General features: G+C 47.8%; 18 protein-coding genes. 14 read left to right on the plus strand and 4 right to left on the minus strand.

Annotated features, from left to right (window positions below; genetic code table 11):
- Nucleotides 1-11 precede the first annotated feature (11 nt).
- The 8 genes from BUQ89_RS12150 (at nt 12) to BUQ89_RS12185 (ending at nt 15,269) form a co-directional block, all read left to right on the plus strand.
- Nucleotides 12-2,645, plus strand: a complete 2,634-nt coding sequence (locus BUQ89_RS12150) for a glycosyltransferase family 2 protein (RefSeq protein WP_028461361.1) — start codon at nt 12-14, stop codon at nt 2,643-2,645.
- Entirely contained in the window at nt 2,620-3,849 is a 1,230-nt protein-coding gene (locus BUQ89_RS12155; RefSeq protein WP_028461362.1) for a glycosyltransferase family 4 protein, read from the plus strand. Before BUQ89_RS12150 ends, BUQ89_RS12155 begins: the two co-directional genes overlap by 26 nt.
- A gap of 10 nt (nt 3,850-3,859) precedes the next feature.
- Nucleotides 3,860-4,927 (plus strand): tetratricopeptide repeat protein, encoded by a 1,068-nt coding sequence (locus tag BUQ89_RS12160; RefSeq protein ID WP_028461363.1) that lies wholly within the window; start codon nt 3,860-3,862, stop codon nt 4,925-4,927.
- 314 nt (nt 4,928-5,241) lie between these two features.
- On the plus strand, nt 5,242-6,675 hold the full coding sequence (locus tag BUQ89_RS12165) for a mannose-1-phosphate guanylyltransferase/mannose-6-phosphate isomerase (RefSeq protein WP_028461364.1): 1,434 nt from the start codon (nt 5,242-5,244) through the stop codon (nt 6,673-6,675).
- A 262-nt stretch (nt 6,676-6,937) separates the two neighbouring features.
- Nucleotides 6,938-9,298, plus strand: coding sequence for a coiled-coil domain-containing protein (locus BUQ89_RS12170; protein ID WP_028461365.1), 2,361 nt, complete (start codon nt 6,938-6,940; stop codon nt 9,296-9,298).
- Between the two features lie 262 nt (nt 9,299-9,560).
- Nucleotides 9,561-12,089, plus strand: a complete 2,529-nt coding sequence (locus BUQ89_RS12175) for a glycosyltransferase family 2 protein (RefSeq protein ID WP_218146741.1) — start codon at nt 9,561-9,563, stop codon at nt 12,087-12,089.
- A gap of 83 nt (nt 12,090-12,172) precedes the next feature.
- The gene (locus BUQ89_RS12180) at nt 12,173-13,795 is read left to right on the plus strand and encodes a methyltransferase domain-containing protein (protein ID WP_028461366.1); all 1,623 of its coding nucleotides are present in this window, start codon (nt 12,173-12,175) and stop codon (nt 13,793-13,795) included.
- 658 nt (nt 13,796-14,453) lie between these two features.
- Nucleotides 14,454-15,269 (plus strand): hypothetical protein, encoded by an 816-nt coding sequence (locus BUQ89_RS12185; protein WP_028461367.1) that lies wholly within the window; start codon nt 14,454-14,456, stop codon nt 15,267-15,269.
- 13 nt (nt 15,270-15,282) lie between these two features.
- On the opposite strand, the gene BUQ89_RS14675 is transcribed toward BUQ89_RS12185, so the two are convergent.
- Complete coding sequence (locus tag BUQ89_RS14675) at nt 15,283-15,453, minus strand: glycosyltransferase family 2 protein (RefSeq protein ID WP_177183582.1); 171 nt, start codon at nt 15,451-15,453, stop codon at nt 15,283-15,285.
- A gap of 412 nt (nt 15,454-15,865) precedes the next feature.
- Nucleotides 15,866-16,000: a hypothetical protein gene (locus tag BUQ89_RS14420; protein ID WP_256205433.1), complete on the minus strand. Its 135-nt coding sequence runs from the start codon at nt 15,998-16,000 to the stop codon at nt 15,866-15,868.
- 358 nt (nt 16,001-16,358) lie between these two features.
- On the opposite strand from BUQ89_RS14420, the gene rfbB reads away from it, so the two are divergent.
- From rfbB to rfbC, 4 genes are read left to right on the plus strand one after another with little or no spacing between them, the layout of a single operon-like run.
- On the plus strand, nt 16,359-17,426 hold the full coding sequence (rfbB, locus tag BUQ89_RS12195; protein ID WP_028461368.1) for a dTDP-glucose 4,6-dehydratase: 1,068 nt from the start codon (nt 16,359-16,361) through the stop codon (nt 17,424-17,426).
- Nucleotides 17,423-18,337: a dTDP-4-dehydrorhamnose reductase gene (gene rfbD / locus BUQ89_RS12200; RefSeq protein ID WP_028461369.1), complete on the plus strand. Its 915-nt coding sequence runs from the start codon at nt 17,423-17,425 to the stop codon at nt 18,335-18,337. Before rfbB ends, rfbD begins: the two co-directional genes overlap by 4 nt.
- Entirely contained in the window at nt 18,334-19,218 is an 885-nt protein-coding gene (gene rfbA / locus BUQ89_RS12205; RefSeq protein ID WP_218146742.1) for a glucose-1-phosphate thymidylyltransferase RfbA, read from the plus strand. The genes rfbD and rfbA overlap by 4 nt, the downstream gene beginning before the upstream one ends.
- Entirely contained in the window at nt 19,218-19,766 is a 549-nt protein-coding gene (gene rfbC, locus BUQ89_RS12210; RefSeq protein ID WP_028461371.1) for a dTDP-4-dehydrorhamnose 3,5-epimerase, read from the plus strand. Before rfbA ends, rfbC begins: the two co-directional genes overlap by 1 nt.
- 90 nt (nt 19,767-19,856) lie before the next feature.
- On the opposite strand, the gene BUQ89_RS13615 is transcribed toward rfbC, so the two are convergent.
- Complete coding sequence (locus tag BUQ89_RS13615) at nt 19,857-20,639, minus strand: hypothetical protein (protein WP_143071233.1); 783 nt, start codon at nt 20,637-20,639, stop codon at nt 19,857-19,859.
- A 291-nt stretch (nt 20,640-20,930) separates the two neighbouring features.
- On the opposite strand from BUQ89_RS13615, the gene BUQ89_RS12225 reads away from it, so the two are divergent.
- Nucleotides 20,931-22,097, plus strand: a complete 1,167-nt coding sequence (locus tag BUQ89_RS12225) for a penicillin-binding protein activator (protein WP_245813014.1) — start codon at nt 20,931-20,933, stop codon at nt 22,095-22,097.
- A 13-nt stretch (nt 22,098-22,110) separates the two neighbouring features.
- Nucleotides 22,111-22,449: a YraN family protein gene (locus BUQ89_RS12230; protein WP_028461374.1), complete on the plus strand. Its 339-nt coding sequence runs from the start codon at nt 22,111-22,113 to the stop codon at nt 22,447-22,449.
- 34 nt (nt 22,450-22,483) lie between these two features.
- Here BUQ89_RS12230 and BUQ89_RS12235 read toward each other — a convergent pair whose 3' ends face one another.
- Nucleotides 22,484-23,224, minus strand: coding sequence for a pteridine reductase (locus BUQ89_RS12235; protein ID WP_028461375.1), 741 nt, complete (start codon nt 23,222-23,224; stop codon nt 22,484-22,486).
- Nucleotides 23,225-23,232: the final 8 nt, after the last annotated feature.

A 23,232-nucleotide genomic window follows, 5' to 3' on the forward strand; every position in this document is an offset into this window, starting at 1 on the left:
GGGCTTTTTTTATGACAAGCATTCAAAAACAAGCCTTAACGCCTTATCTCTCGCCAATTCTGGTTCATCATGAACTGCTCCGAGGGTGTGCTTTCATTCCAGGCGAGAAACACATTCGGGTAGCGATCTTTATAGATGGCAGCATACTCACCGAAATAGATTGTGAATCCCCCATTCCGGAAATTTACCAGAAAGCGTTCGGTCAGCTCAGCGATACCGCCAGAGGCTTTCTTGTCCCCTTGCCAGCCCGGGTATTTGACGGTGCACAACATGAATTCATCATCCGACTTTGCAAACCCAAGCAAAAAACAATGGTCACTAAGCCAAGTGTGCCACAACAGCCATGGTTGCTGGAAAATCGACTCGATTTTCGTCATGGTGATTGTCATGGCCAGGTTACCGCCACCGCACAATCCTATCAGGGCTGGGTCGCTTTCAGTCAGCGACCACATCCTTTACCGCAGCTGACACTGAGTAATGAACAAGGACAATTCATTAAGCAGATTTCACTCATTCCGGTACCGACTGAAACAGGACGCCCTGATAATTATCTGGCAACCTTCCGCATCTCCCGAGCAGACCTACCCATCCCACTCCGCATTCACTGTGGCGAAATTGAATTAAATGGTTCACCCTGCCAGCCTCCCAAGAAACTCATCGGATTTCTGGAGAAATTTGAAGAACATGCCATTCACGGCTGGGCTTTCGATATGCATCAGCCAGCGAATCCGGTTGAGCTGATTTTAAAAATTGACGGTCAATTGGCGCAGCGTTTTCGCCCCAATAGCCGCCGACCTGACGTGGCAAAATATTTAAAATTACCGGAGGAGCAGCTCGGCATCGTCGGCTTTCATATAACGCCACCAGAAATCCTGTTTAACGGGGAGACTCACCAAATCAGTGTCGAATTCGCTGAATCAGATCACCTGCTTCATGGCAGCAGGCAACACGTACAAATACCCAGAGCTTATCTATCTCTGGAAGAAATCATCCCGCTGCCGAAACAACCCAGGGCGACAACAATAATCGCGCGACCACACGCACCTAAGGTCTCGGTCATTATTCTGAATCGCGATGGTGAGGCACCACTGAGTGCTTTGCTTGAGAGCTGGGAAAAACATAACAGTCTGGCTGAGATTGAATTCATTATTGTGGATCACGCCTCTGCAGACGGCAGCATGAAGCTGCTGAAATATTGGCAATCCCGGTTGCCGATACATCTCATCCCACTCTCATACAACGATTCTTTCTCTGCTTCATGCAATCGCGCGGCATCAGAGGCACGTGGCCAGTTTCTGTTATTCATGAATAATGATATTGTCTGGCTGCAAGACGCGCTCCCCGCGATGCTCAAGACATTGGAAAGCGATCCGGAAATTGGTATGCTGGGCCTGAAATTGCTCAAATCAACCGATAATGGGCAGTTACCAGGCCAGGCATCCGTACAGCATCTGGGCGTACGATTTAAACTGTCCGGAACAGCTTACTGGCCTTATGAGGTTACGCCAGACCAAGGCGAGGCTGAATACGCGCCTCAAGTGGTTCCAGCTGTTACTGCAGCCGTCATGTTGTGTCATAAAAATGATTTTTACCAGGCAGGACAATTTGATTCCAGCTATTTTTATGGCTTTGAGGATATTGAATTCTGCCTGCGATTCAGCCATCGGCTTAATAAGAAAATTATTTGTCGGAATGATCTGAGTGCACTGCACCGCCATGGCCATACGCGTCTCTCTGGACGCGCGACTGATATTTTTGATCGTCTGGTCAACAATGCGGATGTTTTGCAGACGCATGCCGGATTATGGCTAAAACGTAATTATTGGGCCTGTCTTATCGACCCCAGCCACCCCCTGACAGTCGACCAGCTCACCATCGGTTTGATCATTGATGATGTCATCACAAGCCATGAGGCCACTCCCCTGCGAGCTCGTGCCAGCAAACTCGCCAGACAAATACTGCGCTGCTATCCCACAGTCCGTATCGTCTTCCTCCCACCCAGCCGCGGCTGGTATCACTTACGCAATATCCATTGTCTGATTGTCGGTCATCCTGAATACGATATCGGGATGACTACATTCCGCCGGGCGGACCTGTTGATACTCGCCTGGATTGGAGATCAGGCCAAACTATGGGCCAGAATGCCCTGGTGGCCGCACTTTGATGGCTATTTTGCTGCCAACACGGCCATCATCAAGCAGCTTGCGCCCACGCTCCCCAATCCCATTACACGGACAACCGCTGCATCACCACTGGGCCCTCTCTTTAATCCTCACAAGCCACCACTGCGAATAGCACTGTTAATCCCGCCCAAGGCGCCCAATCAGCACAAAACCAACCTCAATATATTGCAGCAGTCGCTGAAATCTGAGGGGGCCGTCGTCTGGCAAGACCCATTGGATGCGCCCGACGGTCCAACCCGCGTGGCCGATGTGTGCATCGCACTTTGCCTCAATCAAAGGTCATTGCGAGTAGACTGCAAACCTCAGACACATACGTTAAATATTCTTTGGGCACCACGTATCCAATCGCAATCAGACACGCTCCTCCCGGCAGGATGGCAAATCGTCAAGCAAATGCCGCAGGTGGCATGGCTACATCATAAAATTGAGAACGCGCTTGGAAATACTTTTCGTTCATCCTAACTTTCCCGGACAATTCCGCCATTTTGCCGCAGCACTGGCGCGTGAGCCGGGCATACGGGTATCCGGTATTGGTGACGAAAAATGGATGAAAGACACCATTCCCTTAACTGATATCCCGGTCATTGCCTATCCGTCACCCACCACGGCCAGTCATGATACGCACGTTTATGCGCGCAGTTTTGAATCAGCCGTCAGACGCGGACAGCAAGTGGTGCAAACACTGCTCACCCATAAACGCCAGGGGCTCGAACCGGATCTAATCATTGCACACCCGGGCTGGGGTGATGCTTTTTATCTGAAGGATATTTTTCCCGGCACCCCGGTCATCGGACTATTCGAGTATTACTATCGAACCAGAGGGGCCGATGTCGGCTTTGATCCCGAATTTCCGATGAATTTTGATGATATTTTTCGTATCCACAGTCTCAATGCCACCCAGCTACTGGCCCTGGAATCCTGCGATGCCGGCTATTGCCCAACGGCCTGGCAACACAGTTGCTTTCCGGCACATCATCAGATGCGTCTCAACATCATTCATGATGGCATTGATACCAACACCGTTGCACCCGACACAAAGGCCACAATTACACTACCAGATGGCTCTATCCATCAGACGGGAGAAGAAATACTCACCTTTGTCAGCCGGGGCCTTGAACCTTATCGCGGATTCCATGTTTTCATGCGGGCATTGCCCCGTATACTTAAGGCACGACCGCATTGTCAGGTCATCATCGTAGGCAGCGATCAGGTCAGTTACGGCAAGCAGCCAGCGCCCGGCCAAACCTACCGTCAGCGCTATCTCGACGAAATCGCGGACCAGGTCGATCAGACGCGCATTCATTTCAGTGGGCGCCTCCCCTACCATGACTACCTCAAGGTATTGCAGGTATCCCGCCTGCATACTTACATGACCTATCCTTTCATCCTTTCCTGGTCTATGCTGGAAGCTATGTCTGCTGGCTGTCTGGTGCTCGCGTCCGCTACTCCACCGGTACAGGAAGTGATTATGGATGGTGAGAATGGTCTGCTAACACCCTTCGGAGAGCCGTCTACCCTGGCCAGCCGCGCTATCAGCATACTGGCTGACCCGGAACAGTATCAGCATATACGCCACGCAGCGCGACAAACAATCGTTACCCGTTATGACTTTAATACGGTCAGTTACCCTGCATTCAGACAGTTTCTAAAACAATTCGAATGGTAAAGAGAAATCCATGACTAAAAGACTCGCCTCCATGCTCAAAGAAGCCGGTGCTCTGCTTGAAAACCGGGATTATACCAACGCGGCAGCACTCTATCACGAAACCATGCAACTCCAACCGGGTAATGCCGCCGCTGCCATGGGTATCGCCATGATCCATAACCGTACTGGCCAGCCTGAAGAAGCCCTTAAAATTCTCCATGGCGTGTGGAAAGCAATCACCAGCAGCAAGACTAAGGAAAATACCCTGTCAAAAGCAGCCGCACTCGCCCAGATTGGTCTGGCACAGCAACAACTCGGGCGACTAATAGAGGCCCTGCAAAGTTTCCGGCAAGCCAATGGCTTATTTCCTTCTACCGAGCTGACCAAGCGTATTCAGCAGCTGGAAAGTATTATTGAGAATCCCCGTACTATCGAACAGCTCCTGCTGCGTGCCAGTCAGTTCTATCGTATGGGCCAGTTCGATGAGGCTGTCAAAATCTATCACGCGGCACTGCAAATTAATGCAGATTCCCCGGAAGCACTTCACGGCCTCGGACTGACGTTGCGCGCTCAAAAGGATTTGGATGGCGCATTGCCGCTGATTCAACAGGCAACCATTCTAGCTCCGGATCGGGCAAACTACTATAACGACCTGGGCATGATCTTCCAGGATCGGGGCGAAATCGAGAAAGCCGTTAGCTTCCATAAGCGGGCTTTGAAAGTAGACACTAAGTTTGTTCCCGCTTATATTAATCTCGGCGTTGCCTACAAACGCCTTGGCCGGCCTGAAGAAGCCATTACCGCTTACCGCCAGGCCATTACTTTGCAACCTGATTCCGCTGCGGCTCACAACAACCTCGGCAACCTGCTGCGCATTCAGGGAGACCTAAGCGGTGCCCGCAAGGAACTGAAACGGGCTATTCAGCTTCAACCAGGCAACCAGGATACGCTGGCTAATCTGGCAGCAATCAAACAGAAAAGGGCCATAAAAAAACCAGCTGTCCCTAAGAAGACGGCGGGGAAATCACCCGTCATCACCAGAAAAACAACAACAAAGCCAAGAACACGTAAGAATACGAAGATGAAAACAATCCCATGACCAAACCATATCGAACCCGACCGAACACCAGACTCCACCCGGATTCACCTGCTTCGAAAATTGATCACACGAGGCGATGCTTCAACATCCCTATCTACGGGTAGACCAAAGGAACATCCCGAGTGTATAATCCTTTTCAAATAGCGCTATATATCATGCAGCCTGGCCATTCCGCCTATCGTATCACCAGCCACAAGATTGGTGAGCAGCTTAAATTGCATTCAGCTGAAATTCATTGGATGACTTTATTCATATCATTTGAGCACACCATCAGATAGGTACTTGACATCAAGAGAGCGTACACGAACAAAGCCATGTCATTACATATTCACCCGGTTATTTTATCCGGCGGCAGCGGCACGCGATTATGGCCGCTTTCCCGTACCGTTTATCCCAAACAACTGTTATCACTCATAGGCAAAGAAACCTTGCTACAGGCCACGCTGGCTCGTGCGAACGCATTATCTAACTCACAGGCACCAATCCTGGTGTGCAACTCGGAACATCGCTTTCTAATCCGGGAGCAATGTGAAGGTATCGCCATTTCACCAGCAGCGATTTATCTTGAACCGGTTGGCCGTAATACCGCACCGGCTATTGCGCTGGCTGCGTTTCACCTGGCCGACACTAATGAAAATGCCATGATGCTTGTCCTACCAGCTGACCATGTCATTGACGATCAAGCCAGCTTCGCAGAGGCAGTAGAAACTGCGGCATTGACTGCTCAGGACGGGTATCTCGTAACCTTTGGCGTGGTTCCCCATACGCCAGAAACCGGTTATGGTTATATCAAAGCAGGAGAAGCCATTTCGTTTGCCACGCCTACTGCGCTTATTCCCAGTCGCGTTCAATCTTTTTTCGAAAAACCGGATCAGGAAACGGCTCAGGCATACCTTAAAGAAGGTGGCTATACTTGGAACAGTGGCATGTTCGTCTTTACCGCTAAACATTACCTGCAGGAACTACAACGCCATCGACCGGATATTTTTGCAGCGGCACAGAAAGCCTGGCAGGAAAAAATAACTGATCTGGGTTTCATTCGCCCTTGCAAAGACACATTTACTGACTGCCCATCCGATTCGATTGACTATGCTGTGATGCAGGTCACTGACCGCGCCGCAGTCGTGCCCGCACAATTTGGCTGGAGTGATGTCGGCTCCTGGGATTCACTTTGGCAAGTCTCCACAAAAGATGAAAATGGCAACATCGCCAAGGGTGATACTTATATTGCCGACACTAAAAACAGTTATATCCGTGCCGAAAGTCGCCTGGTCTCCGTCATCGGGTTGGAAGGAATCGTTGTCGTCGAAACGGCCGATGCCGTACTGGTGATGCACAAAAGCAAGGCTCAGCAAATCAAAGGGGCCATTCAGCACTTTGAAGCCAATAACCGGAAAGAACATCTCGAGCATCTGCGCATCTATCGCCCCTGGGGGTGGTATGAAGGGATTGATCAGGGAAAGCGCTTCCAGGTCAAGCGCATCATGGTTAAGCCTGGGGAAAAACTGTCATTGCAAATGCACCATCATCGGGCTGAACATTGGATTGTTGTCAGTGGTACTGCCAAAGTGACGATCGATGGCAAAGAAACCTTGATTGCAGAAAATCAATCGACCTATATTCCACTGGGTCACACGCACCGTCTGGAAAATCCAGGAAAAATGGACCTTCATATTATTGAAGTACAATCAGGTGCTTACCTTGGGGAAGATGATATCGTGCGATTCGACGATTGTTACGGTCGATAGACAGCGATAGCTTCATTGAAACGGCATGATTAAGTGTGGTATTCTGCCATTATTTTCGATAAAACAGGAAATCGAAATAGTGTGGATCCGCCTCACTGAACGCCAGGAGCTGCTTTTAGTCATTTCAATCGCATCCGACATTTGAAAAACAATAATCGTAGCCTGCTGGCGGACAATCAGCCTCCGGAATCAGAAAAACATTTGGGGAAACCCAACCAGCCATCTCCGTATAATGAGCATCTAAAAAAATACTGAAATCAATATGAAAAGTATCTGCATTACCGGGTCAGTTCAGCCCGGCCTGCAAGCCATTGCTGATATTCTACAGCAAGCAGGCATGAAACAACCCAAGCCAAGTAAAGATGATCATTCCATCGATATCATATGCTGGCACGAGCAAGTCGCCAATGTGACTACAAAGGCATCTCATGATATCCAGGCGATCTCCCAGCCCGGCCAACCTTGGGAACGCCATGCGCGCGATCTGTTTCTTGCTAACAACAAATCAAGCGTATGGGGTTGGGCCGATTCACGCAGCATCCAATTGCTCGATTTCTGGTGCCACTTTGAATCCCGCCTGCGCTTTATTCTGGTTTGTCTTTCTCCACAGCAGATGCTGGCCAATTTCATGGTAAACGAAACCAATGCCATTTCTGTCGAGAAGGTGATGCATGCCTGGCAAGTACAACATCAAGCATTATTACACTTTTATCAGCGCAATCCGCGGCGCAGCCTGCTCGTTGATTCCAGCCAGTGTCTTCATTATCCAAAGCAGCTGGTTGAATACTGCGCCAAACAGTGGAAGCTTCCGCTCACCATCCCTGCCTATACCGGTAATAGCGTGCCCGAGCAGGATTCTCTGACCCGCTACCTGGCACAGCAGCTATGTCAGGATTACCCACAGATCATCCGGTTACAGCACGAGATTGCCAGCGCGATGCGCCCACTTGGTGAAACCGCTCCCGTTGTCGATACGGATATCTCCACCTCCGAACAAATAATGGCTGACTATCATCTGCTGCGAGGCCGATCCACCGAATCGCAACCAGCACAAGCCGCATATGAAAAACCGGCTATGCTCCCAACACAGCATGACGATGCGATTGCTTGCAACGCACAGCAACACACCGATGATCAGGCCCGACTTAACACAGCTTTGTATGAACAGGAATTGCTGCTGACACGGTTTCATCAAATTCGGGAAGAGCTGGATACAATCTCTCTGCAATACCAATCGGGACAAGAACAGATCCATGCCTTGGCCCAGCTCAATGCGACCCTGGAAAGTGATAAGGCCACACTGACACAAGAAATTACCGCTCTCATCCAGTCCCGAGAGGAACAGGCTTCCATACTCACGGCGTGCCAAGCCAGAATCGATCAATTGAATCAGTTCCAGACTGAAAACAATGACCAACTATTACTCGAAATCCACCAAGCCCATCTGGAAAGCGAACATTATTTTCAACAGCATCAGGCCGCGCGCGACCAGCTACAGATGGCAGAAACGCGGTGGCAACGCCTGCTGCAACGCTACCCTGCCTGTCTTGACTATGAAACCATTGAGATCCTGCCCGTTTCGGCTAACCAGGATGATCCGGTCACATGGCGTCTGACTCATTTCAATATCCCAGGCTATCACCCGCCTGTATTCGAATTCAAAACACCGCTGACACAAGGCATCGCAGGCTTTACTTTTACGCATTCGCCGGAAGCCGGTTCACCTTTTATTGACGCGCTCGGCACCCATTTGCAAAATGGGCTTACCGAATTGACACTCATACCCGCCGGGACAAAGACTGCTCTCCAGCAATGCTTCGATATCCTGCTTAATGTCAACACCCGTGATTGGGCTCTACTCCAGGCACTCAGCAAGCTGCTCATCAAGACACTCACCGCACCGGCTATTCTCAGAGAACACGCAGTTATCCAGCCAAAAGCACTCCGCGCAGGCCTGGAAAAATTCGACCAGCTGCTCCAGAAGCTTCCACCGGTAGTACGCTACGATCAGATTCGGTTCAAACAAGAGCGCATTCATGCTGACTACGAACACCTGTGGTTACATTTCGATCAGCTTTCTTTCGGTGATCAGCGCTGGGCTCGGTTTGAATTTCGTCTGGCCTGTGCCGCTATTCATTCCAAGCCGTTTGGCACTCACCCCAGACTCGAATTTCCTGAAGAAGCGGGTCAGGCACCGTTCGAAGCCTGGTTTATCGAATCCTATGACGACGTTGGTACCAAACTGGAACTGCGCTTTGCCCAGCCCGATGCCATGGATATGGCGATCTGGTGGCGCCTGACGAAACAAGACCAGCGCTTTCTTCTGGCTTTGATCGACCGTTTACCTGCCATTCTGCAAACTTTACGTAGCACAGATATACAACTGAATCGACCCTGGGAAGACTGGCTTAATCTGGCGCACGAGATACAACGCATCGTTAAACTGCGTGCAGGTACACCCACCGCTGCACCAACCCCGTTAATGCCAGCAGCATCAGAGAATCCAGAAGCATTTCCAGCATCATCACTCCAGGCCATCAAACAATCATCAGATAAGCCGGCATCAAAAGCAAAAGCGGTGAAATCCATGCGAACTTCAAATACACGCCGAGCTCGGAAATAATGTTGCCTACCACCATGAAACAGATTTATCACTGCCGGAATAACCGCACTGCTGCTTCGCCCACTAAAAAAATCAGCGCTATACTGCAAGCGATGATCCCTATCAGCACAGACCAATGCATCTATAACGACAACAGATCTCTTTCATGCGAGCTGTTCTTTTCTTTTTAAGTACGATGCCATCATTTTGCCACCTCGACCCTGTTGAGGCTGGCGGGCATCCATTACAATAACCCCTGGTTTCTAATTAGTCGATATTTCTTATGTATTCTCATCCAGCTCAAGAACAAAGTTTCACTACGCTAGAAGCGCTGCGTACTTATCATCAAATGTCTTTTATTCGGTCAGCTTATCGATCTATAGTCGGGCGTGAAGTCGATCCAGCCGATCTAGCGGATTTGCTTTCGCAACTGCATCAGCAACTCAGTCCAGCAGGACTATTGACAGAGCTACGCTGTGTTGCAGGATCGCTGGCCGACTTTGTTGAACAAGAAACCAGCATGGATGAATCTGAAGCATTCGATGAGCAAACAGGCAAGCACCCCACTCTTGAGCCTGTGAGTAGTTTACGACCTGATGAGAGTAATGATCATAGTTGGCATTCTGAAGGCAACGATCCCTGGTTCCTATGGCCAGATATTTGCCAAAAGCTGCGTCCGGGCTGGTACATGATCGAATTGTGCCTACATTCGCAACACACTCATAATAATATTGCGAAATTGTATTTTGATTATGGTGATGGTTATCATGAAGCATTTTCAGTCATGCTGCCATTCCATCATGGTCAGCTGGCCAGGCGTTTATATTATCTGCAATTTTCTCCCAGGCAGGTTCGCTTCGACCCCCTTGAAAGGACCGGCCAGTTCTCTGTGATACATCTCGATCTTGTGCCCATCTCGCCAACATTGGCGCATAAACATATGCTGTCGCATATTCAACAGCATCATGTGCAGTACAAGGATTATGTCATTACCCGCATTTGGAGAGTACTGGCAGAAAAAGCCAAAGTGATTGAAGTCACAACAGATGCGCTGCTTTATCAAGACTACAATCAATTTCTTGACCATGAAGCCAATAAAAATTATGCAGTAGTCAGTTATACAGACTGGATCGCCAAATATGAAACACCGGAATGCTCTGATCTCGCTGCTGTCTTAACGGCACAGCAATCTTTTAAGTATCGGCCAACGATTTCTATCGTCATGCCAGTCTACAATACGACCGCATCTTTTCTGCGCCAGGCGATTGAATCGGTGCTGGCCCAAAGTTACCCGGATTGGGAGTTGTGCATCGCGGATGATGCTTCGCCTCAGCCTCATATCAGAATTTTGCTGGAAGCATATAGTCAACAAGACTCACGCATCAAAGTCATCTTCCGCGCAGAAAATGGACATATTGCCGCTGCCAGTAACAGTGCATTAACACTGGCAACCGGTGAATATGTCGCCTTGCTAGATCATGATGACGAACTGGCACCACATGCGTTACATTTTATGGCTCAGGCAATTAATCAACATCCCGCTGCGCAGATACTCTACAGCGACGAAGACAAAATCGACGAACAGGGCAATCGTCAGGAACCCCATTTTAAGCCGGGTTGGAACCCAGACCTGTTTTTCTCACAAAACTACGTCTCACATCTGAGTGTCTATCGTCATCCATTGCTTCAGCGCATCGACGGATTTCGTGTCGGTGTGGAAGGCAGCCAGGATCAGGATCTATTGTTACGTTGCCTCCTCCATGTTAAACCTAACGAAATCATACACATTCCCAAAGTACTTTATCATTGGCGAATAGCCGAAGGCTCTACCGCACTGCATGCCACTGAAAAAAACTATACCGCCACTGCAGGGATTAAAGCACTGCGGCATTTCTTTGATATGCAGAGTCGGAATGATATTCAAATCGAAGCGGGAATAGCGTCTAACACCTATCGTGTACGCTACCCCCTTCCACAACCAGAACCCCTGATCAGCCTGCTAATTCCGACTCGGGATAAACTGGAATTGCTGGAGCCGTGCGTACGCAGCATTCTCGATAAGACAACCTATCAAAATTACCAAATTATCATTCTGGATAACGAAAGTATTGAACCCGCCACACTGGATTTCTTTCAATCCATTCAAAACAGCGATGCCCGGGTTAGCATACTGGCTTATCATCAACCCTTTAATTATTCAGCCATTAACAACTATGGCGCACAGCAGGCTAAAGGTGAGCTGATTGGCCTGATCAACAACGATGTTGAAGTGATCAACCCGGAATGGTTGAGTGAGATGGCCAGTCATGCCTTGCGTCCGGAAATCGGTTGTGTGGGGGCCAAACTATACTATGACGATGAAACGATTCAACACGCAGGCGTGATCACTGGGCTTGGTGGTGTTGCCGGCCATTCACATAAATATTTTCCCCGGGCCGCCGCCGGGTATTTTAATCGCCTGAGAGTTGTCCAGAATCTATCAGCGGTAACAGCAGCCTGCCTCATCGTACGTAAAATAGTCTATGAACAGGTCGGCGGCCTGGAAGAAACGCACCTGCGCGTGGCCTTCAACGATGTCGACTTTTGCCTTAAAGTACGCGAGGCAGGATACCGCAATCTCTGGACACCCTATGCAGAGCTGTATCATTTTGAATCAAAATCGCGGGGTGAAGAAGACACCCCCGAAAAGGTGGCACGATTCAATAAAGAGATCGAATATATTAAAACCCGATGGGGGGCAATGTTACTGGCTGACCCCTGCTACAGCCCTAATTTAACCTTAGCAAGAGAAGACTTCTCAATTGGAGATTAATTTATAATTGTTAAAAGATTCTGGATTATCCAATTAATTACTGGAATAATAGAGAGTTACGTTGCTTTACAATAGGAAAGATTATGGTAAACGAGGAAGCAAAATCAGATCTCTGGGATAAGAAAACGAAACCAAGAGGTTATGTTGATAGTATTGAAATAGTGTTAGGCTTTCTTCAACTTTCTGGATGGGCTGTTAATGATAAATTGGAGCCAGTATTTAATCTGACAGTTGTGCTTGATAATAATGAACTAGCTATTTGGGAATTGAAACGTGTAACCCGCAATGATGTTTCAAAATTTTTAAAAAATGCGTCACCTTTATGTGGATTCATTATTTTAATTCCGTTGGCATTAATTCCTAAATCAGCAAAAGTACTAAATGTTATTGCCAAGGACTCATCCTCTACACATAGCACGAAATTACGAGAGGGTCATGATGCTAAGATTAACTGGGATTATGTGCGGGGTACTCAGAATGTTACATCTAGTTGGCTAAAGCAAAAAACTTTGGAAATGCCATCGAGAATATCGGATAGTAAACGAGTAAGCATCCCTAATTTTACAGCTATCTATGGGGCTTCTAACAGCGGAAAGACTACTCTTTGCAAACATTTATCAAGTCTTGAAAATGGGATTATTTCAATTCATGCTGACAATATTTTTGATTTAAAAATTGCACCTAATCTCGATAACCGAATGGATTTTTGGGAACCTAAGATCAGGGATCTTCCAGAGCATTTTAACATTACAAAGTATATTGATAGTGCGAGCTACAACCACGAGTTATTTGTTCAACACTTGAGTGCCGAATTAACGCAAAAGCTACGGGATTCCTCCAATATTCATTTAGTACTATTAGATGGTTATGTTTTTAAGAACTATGAAAGAATATTTTCTGATTTGCGTATACCAGCAGAACGAACGTTTGCAATACATGCGTCAAAAAATTTATCAGAAACATACTCTGCTGGTGGATTTGATGTCACCGATGGTCACTGTTATATAGATATTCTTAAGCATATCAAGCAATCTTTCCGTGAAAAGTGCCAAAAGATAACTGTTCCGAAAATTACTTATCAGAATCTTGAATCACTAGGTATATATGATCAAGAGCCATATATAACCAGCGATAGTAATACGTCACTGAAGTATGCCGCCTCACACTTAGATGACATAATTCATACAGAAGATCGGTTCGCTGATATTGGTTGTAACGCAGGTTTTTTTTGTTTTCGTGCTGCAAAAAAAACAACTTGTTCGGTTAATGGTGTGGATATGTCGCGACATTGGCTCGAAATAGCTAGTCATGTAAATAACTCCATTTTACAACATCGTAATATTATTTTTTCCAATATGGATGCTATTGAATTCTTATTGGACAGCATTAATTCGTTCGAAATTATTCATTGTTCATCAACTTATCATTATTTCCGTGAACAACAAATCGATTTCTTGAAAGCAGCGAATAATGCTTTAGCACAAAATGGAATATTAGTTTTGGAAGTTGAAATTGCAAACAGTATGGAAAAGCCCGAAGTAATTAAGAAATCCAGAGGGGTTGATTCTGTTCCTTGTGCTTTTCCAAATCGAGAGATGTTTCTAATACAAATTAGCGGATTATTTGAGATTGTTGGGGAATTTGATTCTGTATTTCAAAAGGGTTCCTTCTATAATCGTAAATACTTCCATCTTAGAAGAAAATGAAACAGGTTTAAGTGGCAGAAAAAAAGGAATAAAGGTGTAGATAAAATAAACCACCTTTTCCATGTGTCTTGAATACACCGAGAGCCGCCTCGATTGTCTGAAGTGGTCTCTTTTAATAAATAGTGTAGCCACGAAATGAAAAATATGAGATGCCTGCAAAACGAAAGGATCTCATATGACACATTGACATCGCAAGCATGATAAAGACCGCTGCATAACTGTGTTCTTGAGCTTTTCTGATTACCTGAAGTATTGATAAATGAAACACTTAAAAATATTTCCCAGCCCGAGATAACCAGTTATGCAGCGGTCTTTGATATATCAGGCGAAGTATGAGCGCTGCTTGAGGCTCATTTGCCTAGCCGCTGTGCAAATCAGGTGTATCGCTCTCTGGGCAAATATCTCGAGACTTTTGCAAAAGCCCTCGCTATGGATTTTCAACGATTGGGATTTTGCAAAAGTCTCACTTTGTATTCTATACGAAAATAATTATAATAATTTTCATTAACTATATTAAGGATAATGCAATGATGAAACAGGTTTGGGCTGAGAGCCTCAGGCACGACCCTACATACAACTGGAGCTTCTCACTGGCCAAGGAATCCCTCACACTTTGCACTGCTCCTAGCCGAATCTCTCAATTGCTTCGGGGCCTAGAATGAAAATAATAGTTGTAGGCCGCGCCAAAACAGGGACTACCGTCATCTCGAAGACGATTGCCAGTGGCGCAGGCATATCGGACTATCATCTTGAACCTAGAAGGATTGATTTTTTTATACCCGCTAAAGATGCAGGCGACAAAAGCGCAGTAGTGAAGCTTATAGCAGATCACTGGGAAAAGAAACCGCGTCTTCGCAATGCGATCCTACACAATGAACTTCCAATGACCTTCGACAAGAAAATTGTCATCATTAGGGACTTCAGGGATGAGCTTCTCAGCAGGCTTCTTTATGTATCTTTCGCGTGGGCTCAATCCAAGAATTTCGAAACGGGAATCGCGCAGGAATGGATTGCGCTTCTAAAGCGTAAAGAGGAAGACCCACAAAACATAAGTTTTGGCGAACTAGCCTCTTTCCTGAGAAGCCGCATCGGCTACGATGCCTGGCTTTTGCGAGATCTTGCTGGATATGTCCATTTTCTGCACCAACTACCCAAAGACGTCTTCGTGCTGCGATACGAAAACTTTATCTCCGGGGACAACAAGGATCTCGCCGGATACTTAGGATACGAACTTCCGGTATCGAGATCCGTGGGCAAGGATCTGCAAAGAACCCTGCGGACAGGACAGGCGGGCGGATGGAGATCTTTCTTCACCAGTGAGGACTGCCTTATGCTCGAACAAAGGTATGGAAAAACACTTTCAGAGTTCGGATATGATAACTGGGAACTCACTCAAGATGAACCAATTCGGCCTGAAGTCTGTTCGGAGTATGCGTACCGATTGATTTTGGAGGCAAGGCCGGGAAGTTTGTAATTATTATATCGAACTAGCCTACTAATTTCAGCATAACAATATATTCATCACGGGCTAAACGGCCGCCGCGATTGCAGGCACGGATAAAGCCAAACGCTTCATCGTTGCGAATGTACTGCGTGCTCGTAATGAGCTCAGAAAAACGGGTGCTTGCATCCGTAGATCTATCATCAACCAGAATCACTCCGTGGATGCCTGGTCGACTGCCAACAATAATGATAGCAAACAGTGATAAGCAACCGGAAATTTATTATGGATCGGAATAACGATCGAGACCTGTGGATTTCAAAGACCGCTGCATAACTGTATTTTTGAGCTTTTCTGATTACTTACAGCATTGATAAATCAAGCACTTAAAAACCTTGCCCAGCCCAAGATAACCAGTTATGCAGCGGTCTTTTTCATACGCTCAAAGGTAGTGGTTCGAATGGGCTATTTTTTTCGCTAAAACCACGCACCAGCAGGGCATGTGCCTGAGCAACCTTACTCAGCTTTTCGATAAATAAGGGGAAGCTTTTGTAAAAATCCTCGCCAGAAGTTCTCGGCTATTGATTATAAGGGGTTAATTTTTCAACCATTAGGGTTTTACAAAGATCTCAAAGAGACTCACCCGTACAATTTATTTTTTTGACCACACAAACCGTTTCTGTTTTTCGCAATCGCACCCATCCAACCAGTGCACCAGCATCCGCAAGAATTTCTACTTCCCGAGGTCTTTCTGGTTCAACCATATTGCATGCTCAACCAAAAATGCCACCTACCTCATACTTATCATCAAAGTTACCTTTAATGTTTTCTGTCAATAATAACTTTGACTTTGCTACAGTTGTCGCTTTCTCTGTCTGTAAAGAATGCGCCGGGGGTTTTGCATCGTTTTTTAAAGAGGATAAGGGTTAATGCCTGTTTCTCCTTCATAACCTGAATCTCTACACGCTACATAAAAATTGATTATAGCTGTAAAATATTACTTGCAAACCAATTTATAAGAAGTAGCGTACGTTTCACAAGTATATTGGCGGTATTTAACTCAACCTGGATAGAGTCGTGATAGTCACGTTCATTTGAAAGGCACTAAAGAAGGAAAAATCCATGATTTTGATTACAGGCGGCGCCGGTTTCATAGGCGCCAATTTTATATTGAACTGGTTCGATACCACAGACGAGCCAGTAGTTAATCTCGACAAGTTGACCTATGCAGGTAATCTGCGCAATCTGGCCAGCCTGCAGGACGATCCACGTCACATCTTCGTGCACGGCGATCTCGGGGATACGGCGCTAACAACAAGACTGCTGACCGAATATCAGCCACGCGGAATCATCAATTTTGCTGCTGAATCCCATGTGGATCGTTCCATTCATAGCCCGGAAGACTTTATCCAAACCAATATTGTCGGCACCTTTCGTCTGCTTGAATCTGCACGCGCCTATTGGCATGGCTTGCAAGGTGCAGCCCAAAGCAATTTCCGCTTTCTGCATGTTTCAACTGATGAGGTATACGGTTCACTCAAGCTTGATGATCCCGCCTTTACCGAACAGCATCGCTACGAGCCCAATAGCCCTTATTCGGCCAGCAAGGCTGCCAGCGACCATCTGGTTCGCGCCTACCATCACACCTATGGCCTACCGGTACTGACAACCAACTGCTCCAATAACTATGGTCCTTATCAGTTCCCGGAAAAACTCATCCCACTGATGATTGTCAATGCCCTTGCTGGCAAATCACTGCCCATCTATGGTGATGGCCGGCAAGTGCGCGACTGGCTATACGTCAAAGACCATTGCTGCGCCATTCAATCTGTAATCCAGGCAGGCCAACCCGGCGAAATTTACAACATCGGTGGCTGGAATGAAAAACCCAATATTGATATTGTGCACACCGTCTGCGCATTACTCGATGAGCTGCAGCCACGCATTGACGGCATCAGTTACAGTCAGCAGATTCGCTTTGTCAAAGACCGCCCCGGTCATGATCAGCGCTATGCTATTGATGCCCGTAAGATCGAGCGCGAGCTTGGCTGGAAACCCGCTGAAACCTTCGAGACGGGCATCCGTAAAACCGTCCAGTGGTACCTGGATAACCAGGCATGGGTCAGCAATGTGCAAAACGGAAACTATCGTGACTGGGTGCACAAACAATATGAAAAAGTACGCGCGTGAAAATTTTACTACTCGGTAAAAATGGGCAAGTCGGCTGGGAACTACAACGATCCCTGGCTATGCTCGGTGATGTTGTCGCCTTAGATCGGAGCACTACATCAGATGGTCTGTGCGGTGACCTGAGTCATATCGATAGCCTGATCAAAACAGTACGTACCGTGGCACCCGCTATCATTGTCAATGCGGCGGCTTATACTGCTGTGGACAAGGCCGAAAGCGAAGCCGAGCTGGCCCATGCCATCAATGCGCATGCCGTAGGAATACTGGCACGCGAAGCAAAGCAACTGGATGCCTGTCTGGTACACTATTCCACTGACTACGTGTTCTCCGGTCAGGGCACGACACCCTGGCAGGAACAGGATACAGTTGCGCCGCAATCGAGCTACGGGCGCAGCAAGCTGGCAGGCGAAGCAGCCATTATAGCCAGCGGTACCTATGCCTTGATATTTCGTACTTCATGGGTGTTTGGCGTGCATGGTCATAATTTTCTAAAAACGATGCTGCGGGCGGCCACCCGGCACGAGACGCTCAAGGTCGTCGCCGACCAGTGGGGCGCACCGACATCGGCGCACTGTATCGCCGATATTACCGCGCATGCGTTACAGCAAATTAAAACCAGCCACCTGGAGCGAAAATCCCACCTTTTTCATCTGGCACCCAGTGGCTATACGCACTGGCATGCCTATGCCAGCTACGCTATCGAATATGCACGGGCATGTGGCTGGCCAGTTAAAGCACAACAGATCCTTGCGCTGGCAACGGCCGAGTGGCCGACACCCGCCGTACGACCCGCTAACTCGCGTCTCGATTGCCGCAAACTCGAGACGCTATTTAAACTGCACATGCCAGATTGGGAATCAGGCGTACGCAGAGTCACAGAATTACTTATTCAGGAAAATTTACAACCATGATTCAACGCAAAGGCATCATTCTGGCCGGCGGCTCCGGTACTCGGCTGCACCCATCTACATTAGCCGTCAGTAAACAATTACTGACCGTCTATGACAAACCCATGATCTATTATCCGTTGAGCACGCTACTGTTAGCCGGCATACGCGATGCGTTGATCATCTCCACCCCGCAGGATACGCCACGTTACCAGCAACAACTGGGTGATGGCAGTCAGTGGGGCATTCGTCTGAGTTATGCAGTTCAGCCTACGCCGGGCGGGCTGGCACAGGCTTTTATCATCGGCGCGGACTTTATTGGCGATGATCTGTGTGCACTGGTGCTGGGTGACAACATCTTCCATGGCCACGATCTTCATCACCTGCTGGATAGCGCCATGCAGCACCAGAACGGCGCCACCGTATTTGCCTACCATGTGCAGGATCCGCATCGCTATGGTGTCGCTGAATTTGATGCCACCGGTAAGGTATTGAGTCTGGAAGAAAAACCAATGGCCCCTAAAAGCAACTACGCGGTTACCGGTTTGTATTTTTATGATCAACAGGTTGTACGCCTCGCGCATGATCTGAAACCTTCTGCCAGAGGTGAATTGGAAATTACCGATTTGAACCGGTTATACATGAACCAGAATGCGCTGAACGTAAAAATTATGGGCCGTGGCTACGCCTGGCTGGATACCGGCACACATGACAGCCTGCTTGAAGCCGCTCAGTTTATTTCCATATTAGAGAAACGTCAAGGACTCAAAGTGGCTTGCCCGGAAGAGATTGCATGGCGCCATGGCTGGATTGATGCACAACAGCTGGAACAATTAGCCCAACCATTGGCCAGGAATGGCTATGGCCATTATTTATTGGGATTATTAAAGGAACAGGTGTTTTGATGGACGCAAAGAAACTGGCTATTCCCGAAGTTATCTTATTTACACCCAAGGTATTTGGCGATGACCGCGGTTTTTTCTTCGAAAGCTTTAATACACAAGTATTTGAACAGGCTACCGGCCTGCAAGCTGATTTTGTCCAGGATAATCATTCCAAGTCACAGCGCGGGGTGCTGCGCGGCCTGCATTACCAGCTGCCGCCACACGCCCAGGGCAAACTGGTTCGCGTGGTGCAAGGTGAGGTGTTCGATGTCGCAGTGGATATTCGTCAGTCTTCTCCCCACTTTGGGCAATGGGTCGGCGAAGTTTTGTCCGCAGAGAATAAATATCAGTTATGGATTCCACCAGGCTTTGCCCATGGCTTCATTACCTTAAGCGAGACTGCTGAGTTTCTATACAAAACCACCGATTTTTATGCGCCACAGGCTGAAAGAAGCATTATCTGGAACGACCCCCGTATCGCCATCCAATGGCATTTCAACGATACGCCACTGCTCTCCGCAAAAGACCAGCAATCGGTACCCCTGACGCAGGCCACCGTGTTTGATTGAGCAAAGGAAGTGGCTGCTTTGGAGTGACCTTATTTTATAAAAAGAAAATAATAATGCCGCCGTTATCGCGGCATTATATCGATCGCATTTTCAGGATATGGTGATGGCCAGATAATAAAACTCAGTGGCAGGATGCGCCTCGTCTTCAACCAGGATACCCACAAAGTCACTATTTCCCTTTCTCATGATGGGCACATCGTATTCCATGGTATGAACAGACCAGGCGACACCTGCCTTGAACCAGCGCCAACCGGAATTACCCACTTCATTGGTTGAATAAGCCAGCGCAAATCGTGAGGTATCATTGCCCGCCGCAGCCCGCGCAATAATACTCACCGCAATATGCTTGCCACTGGCCGCCGCTTCGATAATATCAGGAAGACGAATACTATAACCATCGGTAGCTCCTCTGGAGGCGGCACCCGGCTTACCATTGGCGAGTCGAATATAGCCCGTTTCACTGGCTACATCAGCGTGGCTGGAACAAATCATGCCTGCAGGGGTCGTTGCAGCCTCACCGGTTTCAAACACATGAAAAAAAGCTGCATTCGCAGCAATATCCGCGCGCAGTTGATCTACCCTATTGATCGATTCAGCGGGCTCCAGCAGTGGCTGAACATTTGCAACGGCCTCACGAGCGGGTGTCGGTGTCGGAGCCGCTTTCGTTTCAGTCGTCGTTACGGAAGTAGCTGTAGCTTCGGGTATTCCTGTTGCGCCTTTTGTTCCTGTTGTGCCTGTTGTTCCTGTTCTTCCTGTTGTGCCTGCTGTGCCTGTTCTTCCTGTTGTTCCTGTTGCTTCCCGAGCGGTGGCAATTGAGGAAGATTTACGTCCACTGATTTTATCCCAAAGCATTCCCAGTATACTTTTTCCCATCGTTACAATACTCCCTGTCAAAATAAAATCGCCATCATTCAGCCTATCCAAATATTGCGATAGATAACCGGGACAGCGATGCTTTATAAAGCTGATTAACACCAGCGCATTCTAAATATTTCTATCTTTTTATGATACGTTAAATTCCTATAATGGGCTATAACTCGCCTTCTAGTGTGCGATCAGGCTGAACTACTGCTTTTCCAACTCAATCCGATAGCCGGTAAAATTCACTCATTTTGTTTGCGATACACGCCAAATAGTTCTGAATACAGCGCACCACTGTAGCAAATGTTTAAATTGCCTATCAACGGCGCAACCACATATAATGTGATTTTTATCCGCATATTCATCACGATGCAACGTTTTTTTGCTGCCTGTCTGATATCTATCATCGCACTGCACATCAGTCCACGCGCCTTTTCGACCCACTTGGAAGATCATATTTCCAATTATGACGAGACAGCGTCGGCGCCATCGCTCGTGCCGCATGTTGCCCTGCTGTTACCGTTACAATCATCATCATTCGGACAAGCTGCGGATGTAGTACGACAAGGTTTCGCAGCGGCGGCAACGCGCGAACAGACCCTGCCGACCACCATCCGGGTTTATTCAACAACCGATGATCCACTGGATATCCTCATCACCTACCATCAGGCACTGGATGCCGGTGCCATACTGGTGGTGGGCCCCTTGACCCGCGACGGCGTATCTGCCCTGGCTTCCAGCAGCGTAATCGCAGTCCCCACACTCACATTAAATACAGCTGACGGCGATATCATAGCACCGCCCAACCTCTATCTGTTTGGCTTGCAAATGGAAAATGAAGCCAGCCTGAGCGCAGAATTCGCCAAGGCTGAAAATAGGCCGCATGCAGTTATTATTCATGACGGCAGCCCTTTGTCGTTACGCTTGCAAGCCGCTTTTGCAGACAAATGGCTGCAGTCGGATGCATATGCAACTGCCGAATCCATCCCTTATTATAATGAGCCCTCCGTGTTGAAACAGTTTCGCAGGCAGACGGCGGATAAAAATACGGTTATTTTCCTCACTCTGGATGCTAAGAAATCCCGCATATTGCGACCCTATCTCAACCCCGGCACGCCCGTCTACGCTACTTCCCAAGTCTATACCGGCAAGGATAATTCTCTGTACAACCATGACCTCAATGATATCCGGTTTGTTGACATGCCCTGGTTATTACAGCCGGATCATCCCGCCGTCATGGCCTATCGTCATGCAGATAACCTCGGGAGTATGGATATGGAGCGCCTTTACGCATTAGGTATCGATGCTTTTCGATTAATGGCACGCATGTTGCAAGCATATACAGTTGATGAAATTTCATTAGATGGCGTAACAGGATATATCCATTTTACGCCACCCAATCAATTCATACGGGAAGCAATCCCAGCCAAGTTTCATAATGGCCGTGTATTACGCCTGAACTCGCAATAAGACGCGTCCATCGATGAACGGTAATCAGGCAGAACAACTGGCAATCGCTTTTCTCCAACGTCAAAACCTGATTCTACTCACACAGAACTATCGTTGCCGATTTGGGGAAATTGATCTGATCATGCGCGACAAGACCATACTGGTCTTTGTCGAAGTCAGAATGCGGTCAAGCGATTATTTCGGCGGTGCAGCGGCCAGTATTACCTTATCCAAACAAACCCGGCTATTGCGTACAGCCCGTCATTATCTTGCCGGATTAAACAATAATCCCGCTTGTCGCTTTGATGTGGTCCTCCTGTCAGGTAGCCATGGTCAAAAAATCGAATGGATTCAGAATGCTTTTGGTGAGTAGTCGTATGCACTACCAATCTCAGTCATCTTCCTGATTACAGATTAATGCTGCGCCCGCCATCCACGGCAATGATCTGGCCCGTAATATACGGTGCTTCTGCAATAAGAAAGCGTACCGTTCTGGCAATATCTTCCGGTTCGCCGGTGCGTTTTAATAACGTTGCCTCAATGATAGCTTGACGGGCGGCTTCATTGGTCAGTTCGCCATCCTCCGGCCATAAAATGGGACCTGGAGAGACGCCATTGACCCGTACTTCAGGTGCAAGCTCCAGCGCCAACGATCGGGTCAGTGATGCCAGGCCACCTTTGGCTGCGCTATAGATTACATAATTTTTCAGGGGACGATCCGCATGAATATCCACAATATTGACAATACAACCCCGCTGTTGCCTCAGATAAGGTGCCGCGGCCTGCGATAAGAACAGCGGCGCTTGGAGGTTACTACCGATCAGATCATCCCACGTTTCCAGCGTACACTCACCTAACGGTGTCGGAAAAAAACTGGAAGCATTATTGATCAGTACATCCAGTCTGCCAAATCGCGCCGCAGCTTTATCGATTAAATCAGGTAACAGACGGGTATCCAGTAAATCGGCTTGAACTAACACCACTGAATCAGGCCGTTTTTGATTTAACTCAGCCTGCAAAGCCTGTGCGGCCGCCAGCGAGGCACGATAATGTATGACGAGATTAGCGCCGTACCTATGTAATTTTCTGCAAATAGCCGCACCAACTCGTTTAGCTCCCCCCGTAATCAGTATTACTTTTCCTTGCACAGGCACCT

Source organism: Nitrosomonas cryotolerans ATCC 49181, from assembly GCF_900143275.1.
Lineage (GTDB): Bacteria > Pseudomonadota > Gammaproteobacteria > Burkholderiales > Nitrosomonadaceae > Nitrosomonas > Nitrosomonas cryotolerans.

Bases quoted from the DNA above. Each gene is read 5' to 3' on its own strand.
- rfbA (WP_218146742.1), top strand. From the start codon at position 18,334: ATGATTCAACGCAAAGGCATCATTCTGGCCGGCGGCTCCGGTACTCGG.
- BUQ89_RS12230 (WP_028461374.1), top strand. From the start codon at position 22,111: ATGAACGGTAATCAGGCAGAACAACTGGCAATCGCTTTTCTCCAACGT.
- rfbC (WP_028461371.1), top strand. From the start codon at position 19,218: ATGGACGCAAAGAAACTGGCTATTCCCGAAGTTATCTTATTTACACCC.
- BUQ89_RS12180 (WP_028461366.1), top strand. From the start codon at position 12,173: ATGGTAAACGAGGAAGCAAAATCAGATCTCTGGGATAAGAAAACGAAA.
- BUQ89_RS12165 (WP_028461364.1), top strand. From the start codon at position 5,242: ATGTCATTACATATTCACCCGGTTATTTTATCCGGCGGCAGCGGCACG.
- BUQ89_RS13615 (WP_143071233.1), bottom strand. From the start codon at position 20,639: ATGGGAAAAAGTATACTGGGAATGCTTTGGGATAAAATCAGTGGACGT.
- BUQ89_RS12185 (WP_028461367.1), top strand. From the start codon at position 14,454: ATGAAAATAATAGTTGTAGGCCGCGCCAAAACAGGGACTACCGTCATC.
- BUQ89_RS12175 (WP_218146741.1), top strand. From the start codon at position 9,561: ATGTATTCTCATCCAGCTCAAGAACAAAGTTTCACTACGCTAGAAGCG.
- BUQ89_RS12170 (WP_028461365.1), top strand. From the start codon at position 6,938: ATGAAAAGTATCTGCATTACCGGGTCAGTTCAGCCCGGCCTGCAAGCC.
- BUQ89_RS12150 (WP_028461361.1), top strand. From the start codon at position 12: ATGACAAGCATTCAAAAACAAGCCTTAACGCCTTATCTCTCGCCAATT.
- BUQ89_RS12225 (WP_245813014.1), top strand. From the start codon at position 20,931: ATGTTTAAATTGCCTATCAACGGCGCAACCACATATAATGTGATTTTT.
- rfbB (WP_028461368.1), top strand. From the start codon at position 16,359: ATGATTTTGATTACAGGCGGCGCCGGTTTCATAGGCGCCAATTTTATA.
- BUQ89_RS14420 (WP_256205433.1), bottom strand. From the start codon at position 16,000: ATGGTTGAACCAGAAAGACCTCGGGAAGTAGAAATTCTTGCGGATGCT.
- BUQ89_RS12160 (WP_028461363.1), top strand. From the start codon at position 3,860: ATGACTAAAAGACTCGCCTCCATGCTCAAAGAAGCCGGTGCTCTGCTT.